The sequence below is a fragment of the Novosphingobium sp. BF6 genome (genome assembly GCF_058273105.1).
Genome location: NZ_CM177775.1, coordinates 2,722,015 through 2,748,998 on the forward strand (window position 1 = coordinate 2,722,015; position 26,984 = coordinate 2,748,998).

The 26,984-nt window shown below is 64.9% G+C and carries 24 protein-coding genes; 16 read left to right on the forward strand and 8 right to left on the reverse strand.

Going from position 1 to position 26,984, the window contains the following annotated elements; translation table 11 throughout:
• Positions 1-76 precede the first annotated feature (76 nt).
• From AC4D6D_RS13355 to AC4D6D_RS13365, 3 genes are read right to left on the reverse strand one after another with little or no spacing between them, the layout of a single operon-like run.
• Positions 77-1,651, reverse strand: a complete 1,575-nt coding sequence (locus AC4D6D_RS13355; RefSeq protein ID WP_147215773.1) for a DHA2 family efflux MFS transporter permease subunit — start codon at positions 1,649-1,651, stop codon at positions 77-79.
• Positions 1,651-2,790: an HlyD family secretion protein gene (locus tag AC4D6D_RS13360; protein WP_491325682.1), complete on the reverse strand. Its 1,140-nt coding sequence runs from the start codon at positions 2,788-2,790 to the stop codon at positions 1,651-1,653. Before AC4D6D_RS13360 ends, AC4D6D_RS13355 begins: the two co-directional genes overlap by 1 nt.
• On the reverse strand, positions 2,790-4,202 hold the full coding sequence (locus AC4D6D_RS13365) for an efflux transporter outer membrane subunit (RefSeq protein ID WP_491325683.1): 1,413 nt from the start codon (positions 4,200-4,202) through the stop codon (positions 2,790-2,792). Before AC4D6D_RS13365 ends, AC4D6D_RS13360 begins: the two co-directional genes overlap by 1 nt.
• A 105-nt stretch (positions 4,203-4,307) precedes the next feature.
• Here AC4D6D_RS13365 and AC4D6D_RS13370 point away from each other — a divergent pair, with 105 nt between their 5' ends.
• From AC4D6D_RS13370 to AC4D6D_RS13400, 7 genes are all read left to right on the forward strand, one after another.
• Entirely contained in the window at positions 4,308-4,925 is a 618-nt protein-coding gene (locus AC4D6D_RS13370) for a TetR/AcrR family transcriptional regulator (RefSeq protein ID WP_147215780.1), read from the forward strand.
• A 49-nt stretch (positions 4,926-4,974) separates the two neighbouring features.
• Positions 4,975-5,478, forward strand: coding sequence for an asparaginase domain-containing protein (locus tag AC4D6D_RS13375; RefSeq protein WP_491325684.1), 504 nt, complete (start codon positions 4,975-4,977; stop codon positions 5,476-5,478).
• Between the two features lie 275 nt (positions 5,479-5,753).
• Complete coding sequence (locus tag AC4D6D_RS13380; protein WP_491325685.1) at positions 5,754-7,211, forward strand: sensor histidine kinase; 1,458 nt, start codon at positions 5,754-5,756, stop codon at positions 7,209-7,211.
• Complete coding sequence (locus tag AC4D6D_RS13385) at positions 7,204-7,659, forward strand: response regulator (RefSeq protein WP_491325686.1); 456 nt, start codon at positions 7,204-7,206, stop codon at positions 7,657-7,659. Before AC4D6D_RS13380 ends, AC4D6D_RS13385 begins: the two co-directional genes overlap by 8 nt.
• A gap of 32 nt (positions 7,660-7,691) precedes the next feature.
• Positions 7,692-9,458 carry a putative bifunctional diguanylate cyclase/phosphodiesterase gene (locus AC4D6D_RS13390; protein WP_491325687.1) on the forward strand — a complete coding sequence of 589 codons (1,767 nt, stop codon included), beginning with the start codon at positions 7,692-7,694 and terminating at the stop codon, positions 9,456-9,458.
• 120 nt (positions 9,459-9,578) lie between these two features.
• The gene (locus tag AC4D6D_RS13395) at positions 9,579-10,094 is read left to right on the forward strand and encodes a nitroreductase/quinone reductase family protein (protein WP_491325688.1); all 516 of its coding nucleotides are present in this window, start codon (positions 9,579-9,581) and stop codon (positions 10,092-10,094) included.
• 35 nt (positions 10,095-10,129) lie between these two features.
• Positions 10,130-11,296, forward strand: coding sequence for an FAS1-like dehydratase domain-containing protein (locus tag AC4D6D_RS13400; protein ID WP_147215789.1), 1,167 nt, complete (start codon positions 10,130-10,132; stop codon positions 11,294-11,296).
• An 8-nt stretch (positions 11,297-11,304) separates the two neighbouring features.
• Here the strand turns inward: AC4D6D_RS13400 and AC4D6D_RS13405 are convergent, their stop codons facing one another.
• Complete coding sequence (locus AC4D6D_RS13405) at positions 11,305-12,150, reverse strand: PhzF family phenazine biosynthesis protein (RefSeq protein WP_491325689.1); 846 nt, start codon at positions 12,148-12,150, stop codon at positions 11,305-11,307.
• 173 nt (positions 12,151-12,323) lie between these two features.
• On the opposite strand from AC4D6D_RS13405, the gene AC4D6D_RS13410 reads away from it, so the two are divergent.
• Positions 12,324-12,716, forward strand: a complete 393-nt coding sequence (locus tag AC4D6D_RS13410; protein ID WP_491325690.1) for a glycine zipper 2TM domain-containing protein — start codon at positions 12,324-12,326, stop codon at positions 12,714-12,716.
• A gap of 76 nt (positions 12,717-12,792) precedes the next feature.
• Here the strand turns inward: AC4D6D_RS13410 and AC4D6D_RS13415 are convergent, their stop codons facing one another.
• On the reverse strand, positions 12,793-13,560 hold the full coding sequence (locus AC4D6D_RS13415; RefSeq protein ID WP_491325691.1) for a GGDEF domain-containing protein: 768 nt from the start codon (positions 13,558-13,560) through the stop codon (positions 12,793-12,795).
• Between the two features lie 342 nt (positions 13,561-13,902).
• Here AC4D6D_RS13415 and AC4D6D_RS13420 point away from each other — a divergent pair, with 342 nt between their 5' ends.
• The 7 genes from AC4D6D_RS13420 to AC4D6D_RS13450 all read left to right on the forward strand — a co-directional run bounded on the left by AC4D6D_RS13420 (position 13,903) and on the right by AC4D6D_RS13450 (position 20,274).
• On the forward strand, positions 13,903-14,589 hold the full coding sequence (locus AC4D6D_RS13420) for a hypothetical protein (RefSeq protein WP_147215798.1): 687 nt from the start codon (positions 13,903-13,905) through the stop codon (positions 14,587-14,589).
• 138 nt (positions 14,590-14,727) lie between these two features.
• Entirely contained in the window at positions 14,728-15,060 is a 333-nt protein-coding gene (locus AC4D6D_RS13425) for a glycine zipper 2TM domain-containing protein (RefSeq protein WP_147215800.1), read from the forward strand.
• 110 nt (positions 15,061-15,170) lie between these two features.
• Positions 15,171-15,971 carry a sulfotransferase family 2 domain-containing protein gene (locus AC4D6D_RS13430; RefSeq protein ID WP_491325692.1) on the forward strand — a complete coding sequence of 267 codons (801 nt, stop codon included), beginning with the start codon at positions 15,171-15,173 and terminating at the stop codon, positions 15,969-15,971.
• A 235-nt stretch (positions 15,972-16,206) separates the two neighbouring features.
• Positions 16,207-16,962 (forward strand): SDR family oxidoreductase, encoded by a 756-nt coding sequence (locus tag AC4D6D_RS13435; protein WP_491325693.1) that lies wholly within the window; start codon positions 16,207-16,209, stop codon positions 16,960-16,962.
• Between the two features lie 83 nt (positions 16,963-17,045).
• Positions 17,046-18,290 carry a class I SAM-dependent methyltransferase gene (locus AC4D6D_RS13440; RefSeq protein WP_491327249.1) on the forward strand — a complete coding sequence of 415 codons (1,245 nt, stop codon included), beginning with the start codon at positions 17,046-17,048 and terminating at the stop codon, positions 18,288-18,290.
• Positions 18,291-18,393: 103 nt separating this feature from the next.
• A complete protein-coding gene (locus tag AC4D6D_RS13445) occupies positions 18,394-19,614 on the forward strand; it encodes an argininosuccinate synthase (RefSeq protein WP_491325694.1) in 1,221 nt (406 codons plus the stop codon).
• A gap of 129 nt (positions 19,615-19,743) precedes the next feature.
• Entirely contained in the window at positions 19,744-20,274 is a 531-nt protein-coding gene (locus tag AC4D6D_RS13450) for a septal ring lytic transglycosylase RlpA family protein (protein ID WP_491325695.1), read from the forward strand.
• A gap of 1,259 nt (positions 20,275-21,533) precedes the next feature.
• Here AC4D6D_RS13450 and AC4D6D_RS13455 read toward each other — a convergent pair.
• The 3 genes from AC4D6D_RS13455 to uvrA all read right to left on the reverse strand — a co-directional run bounded on the left by AC4D6D_RS13455 (position 21,534) and on the right by uvrA (position 25,929).
• On the reverse strand, positions 21,534-22,403 hold the full coding sequence (locus AC4D6D_RS13455; protein WP_491325696.1) for a Kiwa anti-phage protein KwaB-like domain-containing protein: 870 nt from the start codon (positions 22,401-22,403) through the stop codon (positions 21,534-21,536).
• A 3-nt stretch (positions 22,404-22,406) separates the two neighbouring features.
• Positions 22,407-22,919, reverse strand: coding sequence for a KwaA family protein (locus AC4D6D_RS13460; RefSeq protein ID WP_491325697.1), 513 nt, complete (start codon positions 22,917-22,919; stop codon positions 22,407-22,409).
• Positions 22,920-23,013: 94 nt separating this feature from the next.
• Positions 23,014-25,929 (reverse strand): excinuclease ABC subunit UvrA, encoded by a 2,916-nt coding sequence (gene uvrA, locus AC4D6D_RS13465; RefSeq protein WP_491325698.1) that lies wholly within the window; start codon positions 25,927-25,929, stop codon positions 23,014-23,016.
• A gap of 490 nt (positions 25,930-26,419) precedes the next feature.
• On the opposite strand from uvrA, the gene AC4D6D_RS13470 reads away from it, so the two are divergent.
• On the forward strand, positions 26,420-26,821 hold the full coding sequence (locus AC4D6D_RS13470) for a UrcA family protein (RefSeq protein WP_491325699.1): 402 nt from the start codon (positions 26,420-26,422) through the stop codon (positions 26,819-26,821).
• Positions 26,822-26,984: the final 163 nt, after the last annotated feature.

Consider the following 26,984-nt stretch of genomic DNA (forward strand, 5'->3'; position numbering starts at 1 on the left):
GGAGGAGGAGATGGCATCGGCGGCTCGCTTGGCGTCAGGCAGGACGTTCAGGAACCCTGGGGAGGAGTCCTGGGGATCAGTGCCCTCCTGACGCCGGCTTCGCACCGCGCGGGGGACGCGGGGCAATCCAGATAGTGCACGCGGCAATGAACAGCAGGATCGCGCAGAGCGCAAAAATGTGCACGGTGCCGAGCGCGGTTCCTTGCGCGTTGACCAGATTGGCCAGCGTCTGGCGCGCCTGCTCCATCGAGAAGCCGGCAGCCTGCATCTGGTCCATGGTCTGCTGCGGGTTGTTCATCGTGGCCGCCATGTCCGCCCCGTTGGCGCGGGATTTGTCCTCCCAGGTGGTCGTCACCAGCGCCGTGGCGATAGCGCTGGCCAGTGTGCGACCGAAGTTGGCGATGCCCGCCGCGCCTGCCGTCTCGTCGGGCCGGACGGAGGCTAGGCTGATCGTCGTGAGCGGCACCATGAACAGCGAGACGCCCACGCCCTGCACCAGCTGCGGCCAGGCGATCGTCCAGAACGGCACGTCGGTGGACCAGCTCGTCCGGAAGAGTGCCACCACGCCGATCCACGAAATGCCGATGAACACCAGCATGCGGGGATCGAAGCGCTGCATCAGCTTGGGCACGAAGGGCGAGGCGAAGACCGCCAGCACGCCGGAGAAGGCCATGGCCTCGCCCGCCTGGGTCGCAGTGTAGCCCATCGAGGTCTGGAGCCACTGCGGGATCACCACGACCGAGGCGAAATATGTGCCGAAAGCGATCGTCAGCGAGAACGTCGCCGCCGAGAATCCCCGATGCCGGAAGACCTTGAGGTCCACCACCGGATGATCGTCGGTCAGCTCCCATATCACGAAGGCGATGAAGAAGATCACCGCGATCACCGCCAGGGCGACGATGAAGGGCGAACCGAACCAGTCGTGTTCGCGGCCGAGATCCAGCATCATCTGGAACGCGGCGACCCAGGCGATCAGCAGTCCGAGACCCACGACGTCGATCGGCAGCTTTCGCGTCGGCGTCTCCACCCCGCGAAGGATCGTGAAGAGGCCGAAGAAGACCAGCGCCACGATCGGCACGTTGATGAAGAATATCCATTCCCACGACCAGTTGTCAGAGATGTAGCCGCCGACGATCGGACCCGCGATCGGCGCGGTGACGACGGTCATCGCCCACATGGCCATGGCGCGCGGGTGCATGTGCTTGGGGAAGATGCGCAGCAGCAGCGTCTGCGTCAGCGGCATCAGCGGACCGCCGCAGAACCCCTGCCCCAGACGGAACAGCACCAGCAGTCCGAAAGTATGGGCGATCCCGCAGAGCGCGGAAAACACGCCGAAGCCGATCAGCGAGAGCAGGAACACGCGCAAGGACCCGAAGCGCCCCGCGAGCCAGCCGGTCAGCGGCACGCAGATCGCCTCGGCCACCGCGTAGGAGGTGATCGCCCAGGTGCCGTTGGACACCGAGACGCCCAATCCGCCCGAAATGTGCGGGATCGAGACGTTGGCGATCGTCATGTCGAGCACGACGACGAAGTTGGCCATCGCCAGCAGGAAACCGGCGATGAGCAGCTTCGCACCCGTAAACGTGGTTTCGCCGGTTGCGGCGCCTCCGTTCGCGTTTCCGGCTGCGGGCGCAGTGGCTGCGCCGGCCATCAGTCGGCGTCCGTCAGTTCGATCTCGGCATCCATCGAGAGACCGATGCGCAGCGGGTGCTCCTGAAGCTCCTTGGGATCGAGTTCGATGCGCACCGGCAGGCGCTGCACCACTTTGATCCAGTTACCCGTCGCGTTCTGCGCCGGGATCAGCGAGAACGCCGCGCCGGTGCCGCCCGAGAAGCCCACGACCTTGCCGTGATAGGTCACGCCCGAACCGTAGAAGTCGGAGGTCAGCGTTGCGGGCTGGCCGGGACGGACCTTGCCGAGCTGTGTTTCCTTGAAGTTGGCATCGACATAGAGGTGGCCGACCGGAACCACCGTCATCGCCACGCCGCCGGCCTGAACCTTCTGGCCGACCTGGATGGCCCGCTTGGCGATCACCCCGTCGATCGGCGCGCGCACCACGGTGCGTTCGAGATCGAGCTTCGCCTGGTCGAGCTTGGCCTGGGCCTGGCGGATTTCCGGTGCGGTCGTGTCCGAAGTGCCCTTGGTCAGGGCGACGGCAGCGTCTTCCTGGCGGCGGGCGCTGACGGCGGCGGCCTGCATCTGGGCGAGCATCGCGCGCGCCTCGCTGGCCGAGGCCTGCGCCGAGGCGAGCTGCTGCTGGGCGCTGGTCAGTTCGTCGCCGGAAACGGCGCCGCTGCCGACGAGCGCCTTGCGGCGCGCGAAGTCGGTCTTGGCCTTGGTCAGGGTCGCCTCGGCCGAAGCCACGCTGGCCTTGGCGGAGTTGATCTGCGCATCGCTGGCGTCCGCCGAGGCGCCGAGCGCCCGGTTCTGCGCGAGCGACTGGCCGTAACGGCGCTGCGCGGCGGCGAGTTCGGCTTCGGCCTGCGCCAGCGCGATGCGCTGGTCGGAGTCCTCGATGCGGAACAGCAGCTGGCCCTTGCGGACGGGCTGGGTGTCGGTGACCAGCACTTCCACCACGCGGCCCGAAGTCAGCGGCGTCACTTGCGCATTGTCGCCGCCGACATAGGCATTGTCGGTCGAGACCGAGCGGCTGCCGATGAAAGTATCATAAGCGAAATAGAGCAGGCCCACCGCCGCCACGCCGACCGCGAGGCCGATCAGCAGCGGCTTGCGCCTGTTCTTGCCAAGCACGCTCCCGGAGCCTTGCTCGTTTGTCTGTTCGTCACTCATCACTCGGGAGCCTTCTTGCTTGAATTGTCTTCGTAACCGCCGCCCAGCGCGCGCTTGAGCGCGACTTCGCTGGCGAGGGTCCGGAAATGGGCATCGACGGCGGCCTGCCGCGCATCGAGCGCGGTGGTCTCGGCGCTCAGCGCGTCGAGGTAGTTGGCGAGGCCGCCCTTGTAGCGCTTCATCGCGATGTCGTAGGCGCGGGCCGACTTGTCCTGCGCGTCGGCGGAGGCCTGTTCCTGCTCGGCCGCCGCATTGCGGGTGGCGAGCGCGTCGGCCACGTCCTGAAGCGCGCCGATCACCGTGGCATTGTAGTCCGCCACGGCAAGATCGTAGGCACCGCGCGTCTTGGTGTACTCGCCCTTGAGGCGGCCGCCCTGGAAGATGGGCAGGCTGATCGCTCCGCCTGCATTTCCATAAGTGGACCCGCTCTTGAACAGGTTCGAGAGGCCGAGCGACTGGAGGCCGAACAGCCCGCTGATCGAGATATCGGGCAGGAACGCGGCCTTGGCGGCATCGATCCGCTTGCCCGCCCCCTCGGCGCGCAGACGCGCGGCGACGATATCCGGGCGGCGACCGACGAGACCGATCCCGGCATCGGCGGGAACCGGGGTGACCGGCAGGCTGGCGATGGAGCTGGGCGCGATCGCGAGACCGCGATCCGGTCCGGCGCCGAGCAGCGCTGCCAGCGCATGGCGGCGCAGCAGGATCTGCTCGCTATTGGCCGAAAGCTGGGCGCGGGCCGAGGCGGCCAGCGATTCCGACTGGCGCAGCGGCAGTTCGCTGTCGAGGCCCTGCCGGCTGCGCTGGTCGCTGAGCGTAACCATCGCCTCGCGCGCCGAGACCGCATCCTTTAGCGCCTCGCCGCGCGCCACGAGGCGGGCAAGGTCGAAATAGGAGGAGACCACGTTCGAGGAGATCATCAGCTCGGCCTGGCGGGCATCGGCCTCGGCAGCCTTCTGCTCGGACGTCGCGGCGGCCAGCATCTTGCGATACTTGCCCCAGAGATCGAGGTCGAAATCGCCGGAAAGCGCGAGATCGCCGGTGCTCTTCCAGCCCTTCGGCACGAAATTGGCCGGAATGCCGTTGTTGTAGCTCTGCTTCCTGCCACCGGCGGAACCCTGCCCGCCCACCGTCGGCAGGGTCGAGGCCCCGGCGACCAGCGCGGCGCCGCGCGCCTGCAGGATACGGGCCTGCGCTTCGGCGACATCGGGCGAATTGGCCAGCGCCTCGGCCACGAGGGCATCGAGCTGGGCGTCGCCATAAGCGGTCCACCACTGCTGCTGCGGCCATGCGGCATCGGACGTGGCGCTCAGGGATTGGGCGCTGTCCAGGGTTGCGGGAGCCCGCATCTGCGGCTTCGGCCCCAGGTCGGGCACGGCGCAGGCGGACAGCGAAAGGCCTACGGCAAGCATCGAAGCTGCCGCGACTCGGGGGATAGTTATCGTACTCATCGGTACAGTTTTTATCGGAGTCCGACTTGCGCCTGTCAATCAAAAAGTGTACTAGCCAGTACCACTATGACAGAAAATCCGGGCAAGAGAGAACTCAACAAGGCGAAGAAGCGCGCGGCGATCGTGGAGGTCGCGACGAAATCCTTCTTCGAACGCGGCTATGCCGCCACCACGATGTCTTCCATCGCCGACGAACTGGGCGGCTCGAAAGCGACGCTCTGGGCGCACTTCAGCTCGAAGGAAGAGCTTTTCGCCGCCGTGGTGGACAACAAGGTGGACGCGTTTGCGCAGGAGGTGAACGAAGTGCTCACCGGGCAGGCATTCTCGTTCCCAGCCCTGCGGCGGGCGTGTCTCCGCTTCCTCGACTGCCTGCTGCGCGAGAACTCGGTGCAACTGTTCCGCCTCGTGTTGAGCGAAGGCGAGCGATTCCCCGAGATCAACGAGATGTTCTACGAGCGGGGACCATGGCGTTTCCGCAGTTGCATCACCGAATTCTATGCGACCCATTTCACGCGGGAAGAAGCCGAGCGCCTGACGCTTGTGACGGTTGCAGCGATAGTCGGCTACCGTTCGGACATCCTCATGCGGCCGAAGCGCCCTACCCTGAAGGAGCGCGAGGCCTTCGTGGACAACCTTATCGGCCTGATCGACTGGCCGCGTCGCCCCTGTCCGCAAATGGCGTGACAGGCCGGAATGGCTTGACCTGACACGATCGGGAGAGGAAATGGCGCGCATGGACAAGGCCCCTGCACTCTCTCCGATCCTCGTCGTCACCACCGGCGGTACGTTCGACAAGCAGTATTTCGATGCCCTCAGCGAATACCAGATCGCCGAGAGCGTGATCGAGAAGCTGCTCAAGGTCGCCCGCGTCGCCCATCCGGTGCGCGTGGTCGAACTGATGCGCAAGGACAGCCTGGAACTGACCGACGAGGACCGCGCCGCGATCCGCGCGATCGTTGCCTCGGCGCCGGAAGCCCATGTCGTCATCACCCACGGCACCGATACGATGACCGAGACCGCCAAGGTCCTCGCCGACGTGCCGGGCAAGACCACGGTGCTGACCGGTGCCCTCGCCCCGGCCCGCTTCGCCGAGAGCGATGCGACCTTCAATCTCGGCATGGCCTTCGCCTGCTGCCAGTCCGCGCCCGAAGGCGTGTGGATCACGATGAACGGCTCGGTCTTCAACGGCCTCAAGGTGCGCAAGGACCGCGAGGCGGGGAAGTTCGTCAGCGTTTGAGGGACAGGGGGGGCTCCTGCCACCCCGCCTCACCCCAGCCCGCCCACGCTCCCATAACCACCCCCGTCGCCTCCCTCATTCGCATGACGGCTTTTCCCAAAAACTAAGGGCAAAACCGGAAAGCCTCCTTCGTCAGCCGCAAACGGCTGCTCCCTAGACCTGTACGCGGAAGTCCGATCGCCGCGTCGCTCATGAATGCGCACGACTTCCCGGTCGCATGGTAACGCCGCCGCCCTTTCCGGGAGGCCGGTCCTTACGCTGCAAAGGGAGTTGTCGTGACGGTAGCGTTTCAAAATCAGGCCGATGTCCATGTCGCACTGACCCATGCCCCGACCGGCGCGATGATCATCGACGAGGCGGGCGTGATCTCCTGGGCGAATCCGGCGCTGGCCGCATTGCTGGGAGAGCCGGACCCGGCCGCCCTGCGCCTTACTCTCGCCTTCGTCTGGCTTTCGCAAAACGATGCCGAGCTTCTCCAGCAGATGCTGGAAGTGTTCTTCGCCGCCCCGGCGGAAGCCCGCCCCTCCTGGACCCGCGTGGTCACGATCAGGGCGCTGGAAGGCATCGAGCAGACCGTCGAACTGACGCTGACCTCTTCCCCCGGCGAGTTCGACAAGCGCGCGATCCTCTGGTTCCAGAGCCTGACGCGGCAGACCGTCGCCGAAAAACGCTTCACCCAGATCTTCGAGAATCTGCCGCTCGGCGCGCTCGTCGTCGATACCCGCCAGCGCATCGTCCAGGTCAATTCCGCCCTCGCCGCCGAGTTCGGCTACCCGCGCGAGGAACTGGTCGGCCAGCCGCTGGAGATGCTGTTGCCGCCGCGCTACCGCGAGGGCCATCTCCAGCATGTCGAAGGCTACGTCGCCGCTCCGAGCTCGCGGATGATGGGATCGGGGCGCGACCTGACCGGGCTGCACCGTTCCGGCCAGGAAATCCCCGTCGAGATCGCGCTGACCCGGCTCGAAAACGGCGCCCAACCAATGTTCATGGCGATCGTCAGCGACATATCCTCGCGCAAGCGGGGCGAAACAGCGCTCCAGCAGACCAATGCGCAGCTTGAGGAATTCACCTACGTCGCCAGCCACGATCTGCGCTCGCCGCTGCGGGGCATCGCCGATCTCGTGACGTGGATCCGCGAGGACCTGAGCGGAATCGACCTCAGCGAAGACGTCCGCCACAATTTCGACCGCATCGCCCTGCGCATCGCCCGCGCCGAGCAGATGATCGACGACCTCCTCGACTACGCCCGCGCCGGGGTGCGCGACCGCCATACCGAGACCCTCTCCCCCGCCGATCTCGTCGACGAGGCGCTGAGCCTCGCCCTCGTCCCGGACAGTTTTGCCGTCGAGATCGACATCCGAGGCGGCGATATCACCCCCCCCCGCGCGCCGCTGGCGACGTCATTGCGCAATCTCATCGGCAATGCGGTGAAGCACCACGGCGGGCGATCGGGCCGCATCCGCGTCGCCATGCGCGAGGAGGGGCGCTTCTCGGTCTTCACCGTGGACGACGACGGCAAGGGCGTGACGCCCGGCAACGAGGACCGCATCTTCAAGCTGTTCCACCGCGCCTCGCCCGGCACCAGCGGCGACGGCGTCGGCCTCGCCTTCACCCGCCGCATGATCAACGCCCACGGCGGCATGGTGACGGTGCAGTCGCCCGGACCGCTCGGCGGCGCCTCGTTCGAGATTCACTGGCCCCGAATCCTGCTGAAGGAGAACGAGGATGACTGACGGCGACACCGCCCTGTTCGACTATACCGTGCTGGTGGTCGATGACGACGACGTCGCCCTCGAAGGCGTGCTGCGCAGCTTCCGGCGCCACGGCGTCCCCTGCCGCAGCCAGACCGCCGGGGACGGCCGCGAGGCGCTGGACATTCTGCGCGGACGGCACCCCGGCAAGCAGGTCGCCACCCCGGTGATCGTCCTGCTCGACCTCAACATGCCGAACATGGACGGTTTCCAGTTCCTGGAGGAACTGCGCGCCGACGCCGAGCTGAAGCGCACCGTCGTGTTCATCCTCAGCACCAGCTCGCGCGATCAGGACCGCTCGCGCGCCTACGACGAACATGTCGCCGGATACATGGTGAAGTCGGCGGTCGGGCCGCAGTTCGCCCAGCTCGCCCAGTTCATCACCAAGTACGCCACCACGCAGAACCTGCCCGCGATCGCGCATTCGTGATCCCGCCGCGCCCAGTCGAGGAACCCGAGACGATGGATTACAACTACAAAGGCAAGACCGAAATCCAGGCCCTCGTGGTGGACGACGACGATGTCGACCGGGAGCGCCTGATCCGCATGCTCCAGCGCGGGCCGCGCGCGATCAACGTGATCGAGGCCAGTTCGCAGGCCGAGGCGCTCCAGATCATCCGCCATGCCGAACCCGCGCTCGACATCGTCTTCCTCGACTTCGGCCTGTCCGATGGCGACGGTCGCGATCTGGTGCCGACGATCCGCGCCGAAGTCGATCAGGACTGCCCGATCGTCGCCGTCACCGGCAATGCCGACGAACAGGTCGCGGCGGATTCGATCAAGGCGGGGATGACCGAATACCTGACCAAGCGCGCTCTCTCGCCCGAACGGGTCGCCGCCTCGGTCGAGGAAGGCATCGCCTGGCGCAAGTACCGGCAGGACCTGCGCCGCACCGAAGAGGAACTGACCCACCGCAGCCTCCACGATCCGCTGACCGACCTGCCCAACCGCACCCTGCTGTTCGACCGCCTCGGCCAGGCCTGCGCCCGCGCCCGCCGCAACGGCAATTCCTTCGCGGTGATGATGATCGACCTCGACCGCTTCAAGGAGATCAACGACAGCTTCGGTCATGCCGCAGGCGACGTCGTGCTCACCACGATCGCCCGGCGGTTGCGCGGCCACTTGCGCGAGGTCGATACGGTGGCGCGGCTCGGCGGCGACGAGTTCGCCCTGCTGCTTCAGGACGTGCCGGACACCGAGACCGCCACCGGCCTCGCGGGCAAGCTGGCGCGGGTGATCGAGCAGCCGATCGTCCACGAGAACCGCATCCTCCATGTCGGCGCCTCGATCGGCATCGCCATGTGCCCGCAGCGCGGCTATGCGCCGACCGGCCTGCTCTCCGCCGCCGACGACGCGATGTATGCGGCCAAGCGCGGACTCGACAAGCTGGTGGCCAGCCGGGACAATCTCCCCGCCGCGCCGGCCTTCGATCCCAAGGACATGCTGGAGGAAATCGACCAGGCCATCGCCCACGATGCGCTCGAATGGCACTGGCAGCCCAAGGTCGATTTGCGCGACGGGCGCGTGCTCGGCTTCGAGGCGCTGGTCCGCTGGCGCCATCCGCGCAGCGGCAATATCCCCGCCGACCAGCTCATCCGCACGGTCGAGCAATCGCCCTTGCTGGAGACCTTCACCAACCAGTGCCTCGACACCGTGCTCGCCCAGTTCGCGCGGATCCAGGACAAAGTGGACGGCGCCGCCATCGCCATCAACGTCTCGGCCCGCATGCTGGAACGACCGACGTTCGTCGACAGCGTGGTCGAACTGATCGAATGCCACCGCATCGCCCCCGAGCGGGTGACGCTGGAACTCACCGAGACCGCGCTCATCACCAATCCCTCGCAGGCCAAGCGGGTGATCGAGCGGCTGCACGAACACAGGATCCCGCTTTCCATCGACGACTTCGGCGCGGGCTTCACCTCGTTCGGCTACTTGCGCGATTTCGCGATCAGCGAGATCAAGATCGACCGCTCGTTCATCTCGCGCTTCACCGAGAGCCGCTTCGACCAGTCGCTGGTCAACAGCCTCGTAGTGCTCTGCGAAAGCCTCGGCATCCCGCTGGTGGCTGAGGGTGTCGAGAATCCGGAAACGCAGGAACTGCTGGTCTCGCTGGGCTGCAATGCGGGGCAAGGCTACGGCATTTGCAGGCCGATGCCCTATGACGACGTGCTCGACTGGATGGACTCCTGGCGCAATCAGGCGCCGCTGATCCGCCAGGTCAACGCCTGACCCTGGCCACCGGGGCGAGAACTACGCCCCGGTGATACCTGCCGCTGCCGGTCCATCACCGCTGGACCACGGCTGCGCCATTCGCGATCCTCCCGCCGACATCAGGAGAGGGAACGCGTCATGAGCGACGAAACGGCAGCGGCGATCAGTGCCGTCCGGCGCGACTGGGTTACCGAGCACCGCGACATGTACCTCGGATCCGGCGGCGCGCAGGGCCACATCATGGACATCACGCCCGTCGGCGGCCGCAGGTTCGCGACGCACTGTCTGCTCAGATATACCGGGCGCAAGAGCGGCAAGACCTTCATCACCCCGCTCTGCTACGCCGATATCGGCGGCGAAGTGGCGATCTGCGGCTCCAAGGGCGGCGCCGACACCCATCCGCAATGGTATCTCAACCTCGTCGACAATCCCGAGGTGGAATTCCAGATCGCCACCCAGGCCTTCAAGGGCACCTGGCGCGAACCCGAGGGCGCGGAACGGCAGAAAGTCTGGGACTTCTTCATCGACTGCCACCCCTTCTACGCCGACTATCAGGTCTCGACCGAACGGGTGCTGCCGCTGGTGCTGATGAAGGCCGACACGGAGATTCCGGTGTTCAGGGCCGAGGACGCCACCGGCATCCGCACCACCTGACCCTTCGGCCCTCCCCTTTCAGGAACCTCCAGGCGATGAGCACCGCAACGATCGACTTCACCGATATCGACCAATACCTCGGCAAGACCATGGACTTCTCGCCCTTGCGCGAACCCGTCGCCAACAATGACATCCGGCGCTGGGTCCATGCCATGCATTATGCCAACCTGCTGCATTTCGACCCGGCCACGTTCGAGAAGAGCCGCTGGGGCCGTCTCGTCGCCCCGCAGAGCTTCGCCATCGCCACCGACGACGGCCACGGCGCCGCGCCTGCCTGCGTAGGCTGCATCCCGAACTCGCACTTGCTGTTTGGCGGCGACGAATGGTGGTTCCATGGCCCGCGCATCGAGGCGGGCGACGTGGTGACGAACACCCGCATCCCCTTCGACTACGCCGTGAAGGAAACCGGTTTCGGCCCCACCTGCTTCCAGCGCGGCGACAACAATTACGCGAACCAGAAGGGCGAACCGATCGCAAGGCAGCGCTCCACTGCCATCCGCTACCTCGCCCATGCCGGCGGCGATTCCGTCAAGGCCGAGGAATTCGACGAACCGGAATGGACCGACGAGGCAATCGCCGCGCTGGAAGACCGCAAGTTCGCCTGGGTGCGGATGCTCCACGACCTGGGCCACAAGGAACGCTGGTGGGATGACGTCACCGTGGGCGACCAGCTTCCCGAGCGTGTGTTCGGACCGCACTCGATCGCCAGCTTCGCCACCGAATGGCGCGCCTACATCGTCAACACCTGGGGGACGATGGACTTGCGCAAGAACGACCTCGAAGCGCTGGGCTTCACCCGCGAAATGGCCGGCTACGAGAACGATCCCGACATGATGCGGGTGAACCCCTCCCTTACCGACGGCGCCTATTACGGCCCCTCGCGCGGGCACCTGTTCCCCAAATACGCGCGCCGCATCGGCATGCCGCGCGGCTATGGCTACGGCGCCTCGATGGGTTCATGGGTCACGGACTTCCTCTCGGGCTGGGCGGGCGAGCACGGCATGGTCGTCCACTCCATCGCCCATTACCGCGGCCCGGCGCTGACCGGCGACGTGACGATCCAGACCGCCGAAGTCACCGGGAAATCGGTGGACGAGGATGGCCGGCACCTCGTCCACGTCAAGCACCTGATGACCAACCAGAACGGCAAGACGATGTGCACCGGCAGTGCCGAAATCGCCCTGCCCAAGAAGCCGGACTGACGCGCGGGTCAGAACGGTCCCGGCAGCGCCCCGCCTGCCGAGACCGTCTCGACCCGGCCCGCAACCCAGATCGAGCCGTCGGCCTCCTGTCGGCAGTGCACCAACCCGTCCGCACCGACCTTGCGCCCCTGCGCCGCGACGTAGCTTTCCCGAACCAGCCCTTCGGCAAAGAGATATTGCGCCACGGCCGCATTGAGGCTGCCCGTCACCGGGTCTTCCACCATGCGGCCCGCCGGGTCGGCGAAGAAAGCGCGCACTTCGAACTGCGCCGGAGAGCAGGGGGCGCAGGGTCCGAGCAGGGCGACATCGGTGTGCAGCGGTGCACGCGGCGCCGGTTCGGCGGCGAGAACCGCTTCGGCGGATGCGAGATGCAGCAGCTTCCAGCCGGGACCGTTGGCGGCATGGACGGCGGCGATCACCTCGCTTTCCTCCACGCCGCAGAGGCGGATCGTCTCGGCCCGGTCCGCAGCATCCAGCGGACCCGAGCGGCGCAAGTCCGGCGCGCGGAAGGCCAGCATGTCCTGCTCCTGCCGCACTTCGACGAGACCGATGCCGCATTCCTGGATCACTGTGCCCGCAGCCTTGGGAGTCCCGCCTGCCGCCAGCCAGGCATGGGCGCTGCCCAGCGTCGGATGCCCGGCGAATGGCAGTTCGCCCGCCGGATAGAAGATCCGCACCCGGTAGTCAGCCGCGGGGTCGGTCGGCGGCAGCAGGAACGTGGTCTCCGAAAAGCCCAGCCAGCGCGTGATCCGCAGCATGGCCGCCGCATCCAGATCCTCGCCTCCATGCACGACCGCCAACGGATTCCCGGTCAGCGAGCCGGAGCCGAAGACATCGACAAGATCGAGTGTCATGATCCGCATTCCCTTTCAATTCCCATCATTTGGCGCTATTTTTGCACGGTTGCGACGTCGAGGCGACATGCGGCTTCCAAGGCAATTCCCGTGGTTCATTCGAGGTTGTGGAGCAAGGGCGCATTCGGTTCGTTATGCCGTCACGAAAACAGGTTCTCAGGAAGGACACCGCGATGAAAAAGACCCTTTTGGCATTTGCCATGGCCGCCCTGGTTCTCCCGCTTGCCACCCCCGCAGCCGCCCAGGACTGGCGCCGCGACCGTCATGACAACCACGGCCGCTACGACCGGGACCGGTACGAACGCAACCGTTACGACAATCGCGGCCGCTATCGCGAACCCCGCCGCCTCGGCCGCAACGACCGCGTCTGGCGCGGCAACGACGGGCGCTACTATTGCAAGCGCGACAACGGCACCACCGGCCTGATCATCGGCGCCGGTGCCGGGGCACTGGCCGGGCACACGATCGCCGGTCGCGGCGACCAGACCCTCGGCGCGATCATCGGCGGCGTCGCCGGCGGCCTGCTGGGTCGGGAGATCGATCGCGGCGAAGTGAAGTGCCGCTGAGGCGCTGAGGCGCTGACCCACGACAGGACGAAAAAACGGCGCGCCATCCGTCCATGGCGCGCCGTTTTCTTTGTCGTCAGGCTTTTCCGGAAGTCACCAGCCGCAGATGATTGTCGGCGGAAGGATCGGCAGCAGAGACCGTCCGGTTCCGCCCCTGCCGCTTGGCATCGTAGAGCGCCTCGTCGGCCCGCCGCATCGCCTCCGGCAGCGACAGCCCCCGCGTCGCCGCCACACCGAGGCTCAGCGTGGGTGCAACCTCGCCCCCGGCGAATGTCGAGACGGCCAGTTGCTCCACCGCCCGGCGCAGGCGCTCGGCAGCGGCATGGGCCTCGCGGCTGCTGCGGGCATGAAGAAACAGGCCGAACTCCTCGCCGCCGAGCCGCCCGCACAAGTCTCCGGCGCGCAGGTTGTGCTGGATCGTGTTGCCGATCGCGACCAGTACACGGTCGCCCACGCCGTGGCCGAAATCGTCGTTGATCTGCTTGAAATGGTCCACGTCCGCCACGATCAGCCAGCCATCGCGATCCGCCATGACGTCGCGCGTCATTTCGATGAAGACATCGCGATTGATCAGCCCGGTCATGCCGTCGACGCGGGACGTGCGTTCGAGCCGCTTGAACGCCTGGGCCAGTTCGCCATGGAGCGCCGCGATCCTGAGTTGCTGGCGCATCAGCACGATGCAGACCGGCGCCGAGACGGCCAGCGCCACGACCACGCCGAGCACCAGCAATTGCACCGGCATCGCGAAGCCGGGCAGGCAGGCCGCCAGTTGCAGCAACAGCAGGGTCGCCGCCACCGACAGCCCCGTCCCGGCAGCGACACTGCGCAAGCCCTGGCTTTTCATTTCGAAAGAACCCCGTTTAACCCCTTAGGCCCGATAGATCCGGATAGTTAACAGATCGCTCTCAACGCCATTCGTAATTATACGTAAGGGAGAGCCGCAGGCCGCGGGATGCGATCCGGAAACGCTCGATAGGCCTTGAAAAACTGCGCTTTTTATCGAAATCCGCGACCTCGCGCGGAGGCACTGCATGCGCGGGCAAGGCGATAAGTTTTGTAAGACAACGTTTCCCGACGACAAATTCGTGTGCACCGACACAGTCTTGGCCATCGAGCGGGCGATAGGGGCTGGCCTCTGCCGCGATCATCGGTCATCGTGCCGCCTCCTTCCAGTCAAGGAGAGTGCGTGTACCGTCCGACGCTGATCGCCCTCTGCGCGATATATACCGTTTCCTCGTCCCCGGCGATGGCGGACACGCCGCGCGAATTGCTGACGGCCGCAGCCTTCCAGGCGCCGGACAAGGCCAAGGCGCTTGCCCTGATCGGCCAGGCAATCGCTGCGTCCGACAGGATATTGGCCGCCCGCCCCGGCGACCACGAAGCGACACTCCAGCGCGGAATCGCCATCGGCTACCGCGCCAAGCTCACCCGCAGCCGATCGGACGCCCGCGCCGCGCTCGGCATCTTCGAAAAGCTCGCGGCCCAGAACCCGCGCGATGCCGAAGCGCAGATGGTGATCGCGGGCTGGCATCTCGACGCGATCGACCAGCTTGGCGGCTTCCTCGCCCGCACCGCCCTGGGCGCAAAGACCCAGACGGGCGAAACCGCGCTCACCCGCGCGGTTTCGCTCGGCGGAGACCGTGCCTTCTATCCGGGCCTCGCCGCTCTCATGCAGATTCGCAAGGACCCGGCGGACATCGCCCAGGTCCGGCGCTGGGCCGAAGCCGCCGCCAAGGCGCCCACCCCCACTCCGCTCGACGCCCAGATGAAGCGCGGCGCCCTCGCTATCCTTCCGTCGCTACGCGCGGGCGACGCCAGGACGGCGGCGACCTTGGCGCGCAAGTTGCTGCCCTTCGGAAAGTTGCCAAGCTGAGACCGGAACCTTTCGTCTACGATAGGCCCCGCTTCGGCGTGTATCGTTAAATTGACGCAAATGTTCATCCTCCGTTTTGGCGCCCGGTGGAAAGGCGGAGCCCGGTCGTCAAGACATTCAACTCGGAAGGATTTTCAGATGCGCAAAGCCATCACCGCAGCCCTGCTGGCCGCTATCACCGTTCCCGCCACGCTCGCCGTCACCGAAGTCGCCGAAGCCCGCGATCACGGCCGCCGCTACCACCGCACCGACAACGGCGTCCGCTACTGGCGCGGCAACGACGGCCGCTATCGTTGCAAGAAGTCGAACGGCACCACCGGCCTGCTGATCGGCGGCGTCGCCGGTGCCCTGGCCGGTCGCGCCATCGACACGCGCGGCGATCGTGCCACCGGCACCATCCTGGGTGCGGGCGCCGGTGCCCTGCTCGGCCGTTCGATCGACCGCAACAACAGCCGCCCCCGCTGCCGCTGATCTACGGAAAACCACGACGCGCCGCCGCTCGCGGCGGCGCGTCCGATACCTGCCACGATTGAAATATTTCGAAATCTCCCGGCGACGGGATAGGCCTAAGCCTTCGGCCCATGGCTCTCGATCTCGAACGGACTACCGGCACCACCGGCGTCAACCGCCTCTTCGCATCGGCCTTCGGCGTAAGCCTCGTGAGCGATATTCCCGAACGACTTTCCCACCACGGCCTGCGCCCCTGGCTGGATGGCAAGCGGCGCCGCCGCCTTGACCGCATCCGCGATAGCGGCCTGCTGTTCATCCACGTCCCCAAGAACGCCGGGACCTCGATCTGCGACCGTCTCTACGGCGCCCAGATGAAGCATTGCTCGATCCGGTACTACGCCAAGGCCGCGCCCGACCTGCTGGCCCTGCCCAGCTTCGCGCTCGTCCGCGATCCGATCGACCGCTTCCTTTCCGCCTTCCGCTATGCCCGCACCGGCGGCACCCGCCACCGCACCGTCTCCGCGCCCTTCCGCGAGCGTTACGCCACGTTCCGGACGATCGACGACGCCATCGATCATCTTGCCGAGGCGCGCTCGCCCTTCGGCATCGATCATATCTTCCGGCCCCAAAGCTGGTACGTGCTCGACGCCCAGGGCCGTTCGGCGGTCGACCGGCTGATCCCCTACGAACAGATCGGCGAGATCGGCAAGCGCCTCGGCCGCGAGGAACTCTCCACCTTGCCCGATTTCAACCGCAGCAGCGAAACTGGCGGACACGAAACCGACCGGCGCCCGACACCCCGTCAGCTCGACTTCCTGCACCGCTTCTACGCCGCCGACTTCGCATTGCGTCACCAGGCCGTGACCGGCATGCCCGCGCGGCTGCGCAGCGCAGGCACCGCGACCAAGCCGGTGCCCTCGCTCGCGGGATAATCGCCCTGGGTCCTGTGGGGTTTCAATCCATGCAGGCCCTAAACGGAAGTATATGATTATGCGGAGAGGCCTTTCCTACAGGCCCGGTCTGTGCTCCTATGCCCGCAATGATCGTTTGCCCACCTCTCCCGCCGCGTCGCCAGACCTGCCGAACCGGACCAGACGCCAGGGCCGACGGGAATTTTCTCCCAGGACCGTGTAAACCGTGTCAACCTGACGCCATGGCGGCAACGCGATGAGCGAGCGGCCGGCCATGCTGGTAACCGGCGGTGCCAAGCGGATCGGCGCGGCCATCGCCCGCATGTTCGGCGCCGCGGGATGGCACGTCGTCATCCACTACGGCCATTCGCGGGATCAGGCCGCAGCGCTGGCGGCGGAGCTGCCGTCATCTGAAATCGTCGGCTGCGAGCTGAACGACTGGCATGCTGGTCCCGCCATGGTGGAAGAGCTTGCCGCCCGCCTGCCCGACTGGCGCGTGCTGGTGAACTGCGCGGGGATGTTCGACCTCGACACCGCCCAGACGCTCGATCCGCACACGTTCGAGAAAGCGATGCGCGTCAATGCCGGAACCCCGGCCCGGCTGGCACAGGCTTTCCTCGCCCATGCCCGCGCCCAAGGCGGGCGGCGGGTGATCCACGTCACCGACCAGAAGCTGCTCAATCCGAACCCGGATTTCTTCTCCTACACGATGAGCAAGCACGCCCTGGCCGCGACGATCCCGATGCTGTCGATGGCCCGCGCCCACGAGGACGACCGGATCTACGGCCTCGCCCCCGGCGCGATCCTCGCCAGCCACGACCAGACCGAGGCGGAAACCGAAGTCTCGCACCGCATGAACCTGCTGGGCCGCAAGACCACCCCGGACGACGTTGCCTCGGCCGCCCTGTTCCTCTCGCAAGGCTGGCTGGCAAGCGGCGAAACGCTCTACGTCGATTCCGGCCAGCATCTCCTCGCGCAGCCGCGCGACGTTCTTTTCCTCGCACGCCAGTAACGATTCCGTCGCATCGCTTGCGCATAGGGCAAGCGAACCTTCTTGCACCGGGCCGAAGCCCCCTTCACAAATGGTTGATGGTAATGGGAATTCTCGATCACTTCCTCCAGCGCGGCGTCCGTCAGGGCGTGTTGGAGGTCGTCCGCCCCGATGGCAGCGTCAAACGCTTCGGCACATCCACCCCCGGCTTCCCCGAAGTCCGCATCCGCTTCACCGACAAGGCCGGTGAACGCCGCATTCTCACCGATCCGCGCCTGGGCGCGGCGGAAGCCTTCATGGACGGCCAGCTCGTCATCGAGCAGGGCGACATCATGGAGATGGTCGAACTGATCCGCGCCAATGCCAAGTGGGACAAGGGCGGCGAGCTTCACGAACATACCGCGTTCAAGAAGCTGAAGGGCAAAGTCGTCACGCTCGTCGACGGCATCAACAAGGCGGCCAGCGCCAAGAAGAACATCGCCCACCACTACGATATCGGCAACGACCTCTATAACCTGTTCCTCGATATCGAGCACATGCAGTATTCCTGCGCCTATTGGCCCGATCCCGCCAATATGACGCTGGAGCAGGCGCAGACCGCCAAGCTCGCGCATATCGCCGCCAAGCTGGCGCTCGAGCCGGGCCAGCGGGTGCTCGACATCGGCTGCGGCTGGGGCGGCATGGCGATCTACCTCGCCAAGCACGCCGGAGCCTCGGTGCTCGGCATCACCCTCAGTGAGGAACAGCTCGCCCTCGCCCGCGAGCGCGCGGAACAGGCCGGTGTGGCGGACAAGGTCACCTTCGAACTCGTCGACTACCGCGACCTCGCCGCGCGCGGCGCGAAGTTCGACCGCATCGTCTCGGTCGGCATGTTCGAACATGTCGGGCAGGCCCAGTTCGGCCAGTTCTTCAAGGCCGTCGGCAACCTGCTCACCGACGACGGCGTGATGCTGCTGCACACGATCGGCCGCATGGGCGGCCCCGGCTCGACCGACGCCTTCACCCGCAAGTACATCTTCCCCGGCGGCTACATCCCCGCCCTCAGCGAGACCGTGGCGGCGAGCGAGAAGTTCCGCCTGATAGCCACCGATGTCGAGAACCTGCGCCTCCACTATGCGCTCACGTTGCGCGAATGGTACAAGCGCTGCGTCGCCAACAAGGAAGCCATCGTCAATCTCATGGACGAACGCTTCTACCGGATGTGGATCTTCTACCTCGCAGGCGCCACCGCCGCCTTTGAAAGCGGCGGCATGTGCAACTACCAGATCCAGTACGCTCGCAGCCGTCACGCCCTGCCGCTCACCCGCGACTACATGGGCGTCGCGGAAAAGGCGCTGCTGGCCGAATAGGCCCGGCGCTTTCCTTCCCGGACCTTTCCTTCATTGCGCAAGGGGGCGCGTGCTGATAGGCGCGCGTCCCGAATCCATGCCCTTTCCTGCGGAGCCCGCGCCCATGTCCGACAGCATCAAGAAGGTCGTCCTCGCCTACTCCGGCGGCCTCGACACCAGCGTCATCCTCAAGTGGCTTCAGGTCACCTACAACTGCGAAGTGGTGACGTTCACCGCCGACCTCGGTCAGGGTGAGGAACTCGAACCCGCCCGCGCCAAGGCCAAGCTGATGGGCCTGCCGGACGAGAACATCTATATCGACGACCTGCGCGAGGAATTCGTGCGCGACTTCGTCTTCCCGATGATGCGCGCCAATGCCCGCTATGAAGGTGACTATCTCCTCGGCACCTCGATCGCCCGCCCGCTCATCTCCAAGCGCCTGATCGAGATCGCCCACGAGACCGGCGCCGATGCCGTCGCGCACGGCGCCACCGGCAAGGGCAACGACCAGGTCCGCTTCGAACTCTCGGCCTACGCGCTCGATCCGAACATCAAGGTCATCGCCCCCTGGCGCGAGTGGGACCTGACCAGCCGCACCGCGCTCATCGCCTGGGCCGAGCAGCACCAGATCCCCGTCCCCAAGGACAAGCGCGGCGAAAGCCCGTTCTCGACCGACGCCAACCTCCTCCACACCTCGTCCGAAGGCAAGGTTCTGGAAGATCCGTGGGAAGAGACCCCCGACTACGTCTACTCGCGCACGGTCAACCCCGAAGACGCGCCGGACGCGCCGGAATACATCACGATCGACTTCGAGAAGGGTGACGGCGTCGCGCTCAACGGTGTGGCCATGAGCCCCGCCGCGCTGCTCACCGCGCTCAACGAGCTTGGCCGCAAGCACGGTATCGGCCGCCTCGACCTCGTCGAGAACCGCTTCGTCGGCATGAAGTCGCGCGGCATGTACGAGACGCCGGGCGGCGAGATCTACGCCCGCGCCCACCGCGGCATCGAGCAGATCACGCTCGACCGCGGCGCCGCGCACCTCAAGGACGAGCTGATGCCGAAGTACGCGGAGCTCATCTACAACGGCTTCTGGTTCGCGCCGGAACGCGAAATGCTGCAGGCCGCCATCGACCACTCGCAGCTGCGCGTGAACGGCACCGTTCGCCTGAAGCTCTACAAGGGCAATGCCTCGGTCGTCGGCCGCAAGTCGGCGGACTCGCTCTACTCCGAACGCCACGTCACGTTCGAGGACGACGCCGGCGCCTACGATCAGAAGGACGCGGCCGGTTTCATCAAGCTGAACGCCCTGCGACTCCGCCTGCTCGCCCAGCGCGACGCGAAGTAAGCGCCCCCGGATTCGGCCTCCCGAATCCTTTCAACGTCTTAACGACATCCGGCGGCCCGTTGCCAAAGTGCGACGGGCCGCTTTTGCATGGGTCCCCAGAGCGACGAACTGCCTGTAGGAGTCCTCGCCATGACGGGGAAGCACAACCAACCGCATAAAGCCCAGCGACTTGCGCGCATCGGCTTTGCTCTTGCCACCGCTGCCATGCTGGTAGCGCCGGCCTCCTCGGCGATCGCCGAGTCGAAGCTGGCGCCCGCAAAGGCCGCTGCCGAGGCATCCGCGCCCGCCGCGATCATCGCCGCGCCCGCAGCCACCGCGCCCGTCGCCGCGCTGCCGCAATCGCTTGAGCAGGACTTCGAGGCGATCAAGGGCGGCACTGCCAGCTTCTACGGCCACTCGCTCCGCGGCGCCCGTACCGCCAGCGGCGAACGCTTCAACCCGGACGACCTCACCGCCGCCCATCCCTCGCTGCCCTTCGGCACCAAGCTGCGCGTCACCAACGCGCTGACCGGCGATTCCGTCATGGTCCGCGTCAACGACCGCGGCCCGTTCCACTCCAACCGCGTGATCGACCTCTCCGAGGCCGCCGCGAAGGAAATCGGCATCGCCCGCATGGGCTCCGGCAAAGTCGAACTCGCCGTCCTCACCGAAGACGAGTAACCCGCGCAAATCTCTGAAAAAGAGAAGGCCGACGCGGTAACGGAGGGGGTGGGGGAAGCACCGCGCCGACCTTCACCCATGATAACATCGCACCCCGCATCGGGTTCCCGGCCGAGCTGCAAATCACCGACCCTGCCCTCCGCAGGTTGACACGGTTTACACGGTCCAGAGCGAAAAAACCCGCGCCTCCCGCCCAGCGACTTGAACTCCATCGGCGGCAAGTCTCCGCAGGCCTCCGCCACCACCGCATCGACCTCCCCCGCCGCGCGCCGACGCCAGCCGTCCCAGTCCCGCGCCGCCACCTCCCGCCAGACCGCCACGCGCGCTTCAGGCTCGTCCTCCGGCCCCGCCTCGCCCGCCGCCACGGCCTGCTCCCACTGCCGGTCCGCCTCGTCCTGAAGCAAGGCCCCCGCCGCCTCGGCGTAATCCTCCCGCGCCGGAGGCAGCAGTTCCGCCGAAACCGGCACCAGCTCCACCGGCCCCTCGCCCGCGACCACCGCCAGCACTTCATCGAACCGCTCGGCCAGACCGCCCTCCGCCGCCCGGTCCAGCCGCGCCAGATGCGCCAGCAACAGCCGCGCGTCATACCGCCGCCGCACCGCCACCTGCTCGCCATGGTAAAAGACCGGCTCCTCCACCCCGTCGAGCGCCCGCGTCGCCAGCACTTCCTCGACATGCCGCCGCGCCAGCCCCAACGCCGCCTCCCACCCGAGCGCAAAAGCGGTATCCCGCCGCCGCCACACATAAGCCGACTGCCGCGACATCCCCACCCGCGCAGCCGCCGCCCGCACATCGCCCTTCTCGGCCAGATAATGCAGAAACCGAACCTTCCGCGCGGGAGACCAGCGCGAGTCATCCAGGGTTGAAGAAGAAGGAGAAGTGCGAGGGCCATCGCCCTCGCGCTCCCCGACCCTTTCCGTCACGCCCCGCCGACCCGGAGCGCCCTCCTTGAGAGCCTCGTCCAGCCCATCCTCGCAGGCCGGAGCGCCACCTTCTTCGTCATCCCGGCGAAAGCCGGGATCGCCCTCAGCCAGGTGCCCACCTAGCCCGCGCGTAAAGGCCTCCCCCGGCAACCCGATATCCCGAGAAGCTGGAATCCACCCCCGCCCGGCAGCCGTGGGATACGATGAGTTCGAATGGTCGGACATGGTTCACTCCCAGAATTGGAGCCAAAGCCCCGGCGCAGCCGCGCCGGGGTGAACCGGATCATTTATCGCATGTAGGGATGTGTAGGAAAATATAAATTAACCGATACGTCTTCAGCGCATTTTCCTGTGGCTATTCGAGACATACGTCTCATTATCCATAGGCGAGCAATACACACCATTGTCGAGAAACCTCAAAACATGAGTCAAATCCCGACCTTTTGGCAGAATAATACGGTTGTTTTCCGAATCTATTTTCAATTTTGTCCCGCTAGTTTTATCCAATATTTCACTAACGGTAAATCTATCAAAAATATCCGATCTATTTATGGCAAATATCAATTTACGCTGCGTACTATTTAACTTCGAAACAAACTCACCCTGATCTTCTATAGATAACGCAGAAATCTCAGAAAATTGCACAACTTCTTCGTTAGTCGCCTCTCTATACACGTCCCTGAGATCAAAAATTTGCTTGGCAGCATGGAAACTTTTAAATTCAAATCTTCCAGACCAAATTACACCGTCAATTTTATTGCCGATGAGAATGGCAGGCTCCAAAAATTTTTCAAAAGTCTTCCTGCCGCCCCAAGAGATCAGCATGCCACGACGGGACACTGCCTGTGCTTTAGTGAAATTTTGGATAGCCACTCGCTTGTAGCCACCTGTTTCATAATGCCAGAATAGCGCGCGTATCTCATCAGGTAGAACGGCCTCCGGGTCATATTCATCCCGACCAATAGAGCCTGAATCCATTTGGCCGACCACGGAATTCATTTCTGCTGTGAGCGGCATTTGAAGCATTTGGTTGTCATCGGGACGATAGCCTCCATCAAATCCGATGTGCTCCTCAATGCCTTCGTAGAAATTCTCTTCCATAAACGCGAAGCGAGAAGCCAACTCCTCCTGCAGATCACGATTAACCTGTATTAAACGCACCTCATCCGTCCCACTCGGCTGAAATGTACAATACAGGTTTCCCACGGCTTACACCTCCATAATCACGTAGTCAGTTAACTGCACAACGCGAGCGGAGCCAAGAACATTTCGTATATTCCGTCGGGTTATCAACACCCTGCCAACATTATCGGCAGTGCTCACCTTGTAAAAATGCCAGCCAGCAATATTCAATAATGGATTGAAATGATAACTATTACCACATACAACAACGGCCAGAAATACTATTAAAACCGGAATTGCTATGGAGAAATTTAAATTTTTCACCGAATCACTAAAAAGAGGAGATATGTACAACAGAAGGAACGCTATATTTTCTTGGTCAGCAATCTCCACGTTATTGAGATTGACGGATGAAATTTGAATATTATTTCGACACCACCAAAGAAAATAAGCAGCCACGCAAACTAAAGCAATACTCACTCCCCCAACCACGTATCCGGCTCGCAGCGCACCCTCTTTTACCAGGGCATAAGAGTATATTCCGCCGACCGGAGCCAAAGCCGTGGCAGTGAATAAAAAACGAGCAATTAGCCCCAGCATATTGCCCCCATCATGACGACACGCACATGCGCGCGCGAATCACAATTAAAATTTATTCAGCAAATTCCAAGTCGCAGAAGTGAACATCGGGCCGTCACTTCCCCACATCAAGCAGCGGCTTCAGATAATGCCCGGTGAAGGACTTCTTCACCTTCACGATATCCTCCGGCGTCCCGGCCGCGATCACCTCGCCGCCGCGCACGCCGCCTTCCGGGCCCATGTCGATGATCCAGTCGGCGGTCTTGATGACATCGAGGTTGTGCTCGATCACCACCACCGAATTGCCTTGTTCGACAAGGCGGTGGAGCACTTCGAGCAGCTTGCGCACGTCCTCGAAGTGGAGGCCGGTGGTCGGCTCGTCCAGCACGTAGAGCGTCTGGCCGGTGGAGCGGCGGGCCAGTTCCTTGGCGAGCTTGACGCGCTGCGCCTCGCCGCCGGACAGCGTGGTCGCCTGCTGGCCGACCTTGACGTAGCCGAGGCCCACTTCGTTCAGCATGTGCATCTTATCGCGGATCGGCGGCACGGCCTTGAAGAACTCTTCCGCGTCCTCGATCGTCATGTCGAGCACGTCGGCGATGGAGTGGCCCTTGAACTTCACTTCCAGCGTTTCGCGGTTGTAGCGCTTGCCGTGGCATTCCTCGCAGGTGACGTAGACGTCGGGCAGGAAGTGCATCTCGATCTTGATGAGGCCGTCGCCCTGGCAGGCCTCGCAGCGGCCGCCCTTGACATTGAAGCTGAAGCGCCCGGCCTTGTAGCCGCGTGCTTCCGATTCCGGCAGCCCGGCGAACCAGTCACGGATCTGGGTGAAGGCGCCGGTGTAGGTGGCGGGGTTGGAGCGCGGGGTGCGGCCGATGGGGGACTGGTCGATCTCGATCACCTTGTCGCAGTGTTCAAGCCCGGTGATCCGGTCATGCGCCCCGGCGACGACGCGCGCACCGTTGAGCTGGCGCGCGGCGCCCGCTTGCAGGGTGTCGATAGTGAGCGAGCTTTTGCCCGAGCCGGAGACGCCGGTAACGCAGCAGAAGGTGCCGAGCGGGAACTGCGCCGTCACGTTCTTCAGGTTGTTGGCGCGGGCGTTCTCGACCACGATCTGCTTGCCGTTGCCCTTGCGGCGGGTGGTCGGCACCTCGATCTTGCGGGTGCCGTTGAGGTAGGCAGCGGTGAGGCTGTTCTTGGCTTTCAGCACCTGCTTCAGCGTGCCTTCGGCCACGACTTCGCCGCCGTGGACACCGGCGCCGGGGCCGAGGTCGACGATATGGTCGGCGGTGCGGATCGCGTCCTCGTCATGTTCGACGACGATCACGGTGTTGCCGAGGTCGCGCAGGCGCTTGAGCGTTTCCAGCAGCATGTCGTTGTCGCGCTGGTGGAGGCCGATCGAGGGTTCGTCGAGCACGTAGAGCACGCCCGACAGGCCCGAGCCGATCTGGCTGGCAAGGCGAATGCGCTGGCTCTCGCCGCCGGACAGGGTGCCGCTGGTACGGTCGAGGTTGAGGTAGTCCAGCCCGACGTTGTTGAGGAAGCCGAGGCGCTCGTTGATTTCCTTGAGGATGGCCTTGGCGATCTGCTGCTGCTGGCTGGTGAGCTTGCCCTCAAGCTCCCCGAACCACGCGAAGCCGTCCGCCACCGAAAGGCGCGCGGCATCGGCGATGTCGCTGCCCGCGATCTTAACCGAAAGCGCTTCGGGCTTGAGGCGCTTGCCCTCGCAGGTCTCGCAGGGCTGCGCGGTCTGGAACTTGGACAGTTCCTCGCGCATCCAGGCAGAGTCGGTCTGGATCATGCGGCGGTTGAGGTTGCCGATCACGCCCTCGAACGGCTTGTTGACCGTATATTCCTTCTTGCCGTCCTTGAACGTCAGCGGCACGGCCTTGCCCGCGGTGCCGTAGAGGATGACGATCTTCACTTCGGGCGAGAGCGCGTCCCACGGCGTGGTGAGGTCGAACCCGAAGTGCTCGGCCAGGCTGGAGAGCACCTGCATGTAATAAGGCGAAGGCGGGTTCGACTTGGCCCAGGGTACGATGGCGCCCTGCTTGAGGCTGAGATGCTCGTTCGGCACCACCAGCTGCGGGTCGAACAGCAGCTTCTCGCCCAGACCGTCGCAGGCCGGGCAGGCACCCTGCGGGGCGTTGAACGAGAACAGGCGCGGCTCGATCTCCTCGATGGTGAAGCCGCTGACCGGGCAGGCGAACTTTTCGGAGAAGACGATGCGGTTCGGCGGCAGGCCGGTGCCCTTGAGCGTCTTCTTGGCGCCCTTTGCCTCTGGCCCTTCCGCTTCACGGCCGGGAACGACGCCGTCGGCTAGGTCGATATAGGCCAGCCCTTCGGCCAGCTTCAGCGCCTGTTCGAAGCTGTCGGCAAGGCGGGTCTGGATGCCGTCCTTCACCGCGATACGGTCCACCACGACTTCGATGTCGTGCTTGTACTTCTTGTCGAGCGCGGGGGCGTCCTCGATGGCGTAGAGTTCGCCGTCGATGCGGACGCGGGTGTAGCCCGCCTTCTGCCACTCGGCCAGTTCCTTGCGGTATTCGCCCTTGCGGCCGCGCACGACCGGCGCAAGCAGATAGGCGCGGGTGCCTTCGGGCAGTTCCATCACCCGGTCGACCATGTTGGAGACGGTCTGCGCCTCGATCGGCAACCCGGTGGCGGGCGAATAGGGAATGCCCACGCGCGCCCAGAGCAGGCGCATGTAGTCCCAGATCTCCGTCACCGTCGCTACCGTGGAGCGCGGGTTGCGGCTGGTGGTCTTCTGCTCGATCGAGATCGCGGGGCTGAGGCCGTCGATATGCTCGACATCCGGCTTCTGCATCATTTCCAGGAACTGGCGGGCATAGGCGGAGAGGCTCTCCACATAGCGGCGCTGGCCCTCGGCATAGATCGTGTCGAACGCGAGGCTGGATTTCCCCGAACCGGAAAGCCCGGTGATGACGATCAGCTTCTCACGCGGAAGTTCGATGTCGAAACCCTTGAGGTTGTGCTCACGGGCGCCGCGGACGGTGATGTGGGAGAGACTCATGGAGGTGACGTGTTCCAGATTTGTTCGCAAAGCGCAACCCGCCGCGACAGGCGTGTTGCCGCTGCGAAAGTCAGCCGCTCATGTGGGAGCGCAACGCGGAATTGCAACGCGCGCGTGCGGGGATGACCGGACGCCATGTCGTCCATCGGTCGATCTCTGTCGTTCGACGATCCAACCGCAAGGATGACTTGAAACCCGCACGTTTCTGCGCAATACAGAAACTGCCCGGAAATAATACCGACTCACCTTTTGCCGAATGTTGATCTTACCACTTCAAGTAATGATCTAGACATTTCTCGAAAGCCAAGGCGTGATCGCGGGGGCACTTCAAAAGTCTATACATGATTGTGGAGTCGTGACGGAACCCCTCAGCGCATTCGTTGTTTGGGAACGACTTCCCTCATCCATAGCGGTCGCTTTGCAGTTCGTTTGCCACGAGCCGTGGGGGTTCGTGCCGGGAGAGCTGCGCTCTTGCAACGGGAGAATGCAGATGACCAGGATTCACACCACTTTCGCCGCATTCGGCATGATTGCCATGGCTGCTACCGGCCTTGCGACCCCTTCGCTTGCCGACGTTATCGTCAAGGACGGCTCGCTTCGGGACGTACCGCATCGTGAAGTGCGCTACGGCGACCTCAATCTCGACAGCCAGGAAGGCCTGGCCACGCTGAACAACCGGCTGGAAATCGCTGTTCGGGCAGTCTGCCCGATGCAGAACAACCAACTCGACCATGTCGCTTGGGTCCACGATTGCCGCGATTCCTCACGCGAACGCGCCTTCGCGGCCCGTGACGACATGCTGGCGACGCGCATGGCCGCCAAGGAGAGCCCGGACCGACTGGCGACCGCCGCGCCGACATCGCTGGCTATCGTCGCCCGTCGCAGCAGATAACCGGCTTCGACCGGCCACCCCGGAAGGCCGCCGACAGGGCAATCCTGTCGGCGGCCTTTTGACTTCCGCCCGGGCAGGTTCCCGCATTCGCCTCAGGTTCCGCGCGTCTCGTCGCAGCAGCCAACGGCCTGTCGCATCCGAGATTGCTTCAGACCCACCGCTC

Coding starts and splice junctions, on each gene's coding strand:
- AC4D6D_RS13355 (WP_147215773.1), bottom strand. CDS start 1,651: ATGGCCGGCGCAGCCACTGCGCCCGCAGCCGGAAACGCGAACGGAGGC.
- AC4D6D_RS13360 (WP_491325682.1), bottom strand. CDS start 2,790: ATGAGTGACGAACAGACAAACGAGCAAGGCTCCGGGAGCGTGCTTGGC.
- AC4D6D_RS13400 (WP_147215789.1), top strand. CDS start 10,130: ATGAGCACCGCAACGATCGACTTCACCGATATCGACCAATACCTCGGC.
- AC4D6D_RS13410 (WP_491325690.1), top strand. CDS start 12,324: ATGAAAAAGACCCTTTTGGCATTTGCCATGGCCGCCCTGGTTCTCCCG.
- AC4D6D_RS13405 (WP_491325689.1), bottom strand. CDS start 12,150: ATGACACTCGATCTTGTCGATGTCTTCGGCTCCGGCTCGCTGACCGGG.
- AC4D6D_RS13425 (WP_147215800.1), top strand. CDS start 14,728: ATGCGCAAAGCCATCACCGCAGCCCTGCTGGCCGCTATCACCGTTCCC.
- AC4D6D_RS13370 (WP_147215780.1), top strand. CDS start 4,308: ATGACAGAAAATCCGGGCAAGAGAGAACTCAACAAGGCGAAGAAGCGC.
- AC4D6D_RS13470 (WP_491325699.1), top strand. CDS start 26,420: ATGACCAGGATTCACACCACTTTCGCCGCATTCGGCATGATTGCCATG.
- AC4D6D_RS13385 (WP_491325686.1), top strand. CDS start 7,204: ATGACTGACGGCGACACCGCCCTGTTCGACTATACCGTGCTGGTGGTC.
- AC4D6D_RS13460 (WP_491325697.1), bottom strand. CDS start 22,919: ATGCTGGGGCTAATTGCTCGTTTTTTATTCACTGCCACGGCTTTGGCT.
- AC4D6D_RS13390 (WP_491325687.1), top strand. CDS start 7,692: ATGGATTACAACTACAAAGGCAAGACCGAAATCCAGGCCCTCGTGGTG.
- AC4D6D_RS13365 (WP_491325683.1), bottom strand. CDS start 4,202: ATGCTTGCCGTAGGCCTTTCGCTGTCCGCCTGCGCCGTGCCCGACCTG.
- AC4D6D_RS13430 (WP_491325692.1), top strand. CDS start 15,171: ATGGCTCTCGATCTCGAACGGACTACCGGCACCACCGGCGTCAACCGC.
- AC4D6D_RS13440 (WP_491327249.1), top strand. CDS start 17,046: ATGGGAATTCTCGATCACTTCCTCCAGCGCGGCGTCCGTCAGGGCGTG.
- AC4D6D_RS13445 (WP_491325694.1), top strand. CDS start 18,394: ATGTCCGACAGCATCAAGAAGGTCGTCCTCGCCTACTCCGGCGGCCTC.
- AC4D6D_RS13415 (WP_491325691.1), bottom strand. CDS start 13,560: ATGAAAAGCCAGGGCTTGCGCAGTGTCGCTGCCGGGACGGGGCTGTCG.
- AC4D6D_RS13450 (WP_491325695.1), top strand. CDS start 19,744: ATGACGGGGAAGCACAACCAACCGCATAAAGCCCAGCGACTTGCGCGC.
- AC4D6D_RS13395 (WP_491325688.1), top strand. CDS start 9,579: ATGAGCGACGAAACGGCAGCGGCGATCAGTGCCGTCCGGCGCGACTGG.
- uvrA (WP_491325698.1), bottom strand. CDS start 25,929: ATGAGTCTCTCCCACATCACCGTCCGCGGCGCCCGTGAGCACAACCTC.
- AC4D6D_RS13375 (WP_491325684.1), top strand. CDS start 4,975: ATGGACAAGGCCCCTGCACTCTCTCCGATCCTCGTCGTCACCACCGGC.
- AC4D6D_RS13435 (WP_491325693.1), top strand. CDS start 16,207: ATGAGCGAGCGGCCGGCCATGCTGGTAACCGGCGGTGCCAAGCGGATC.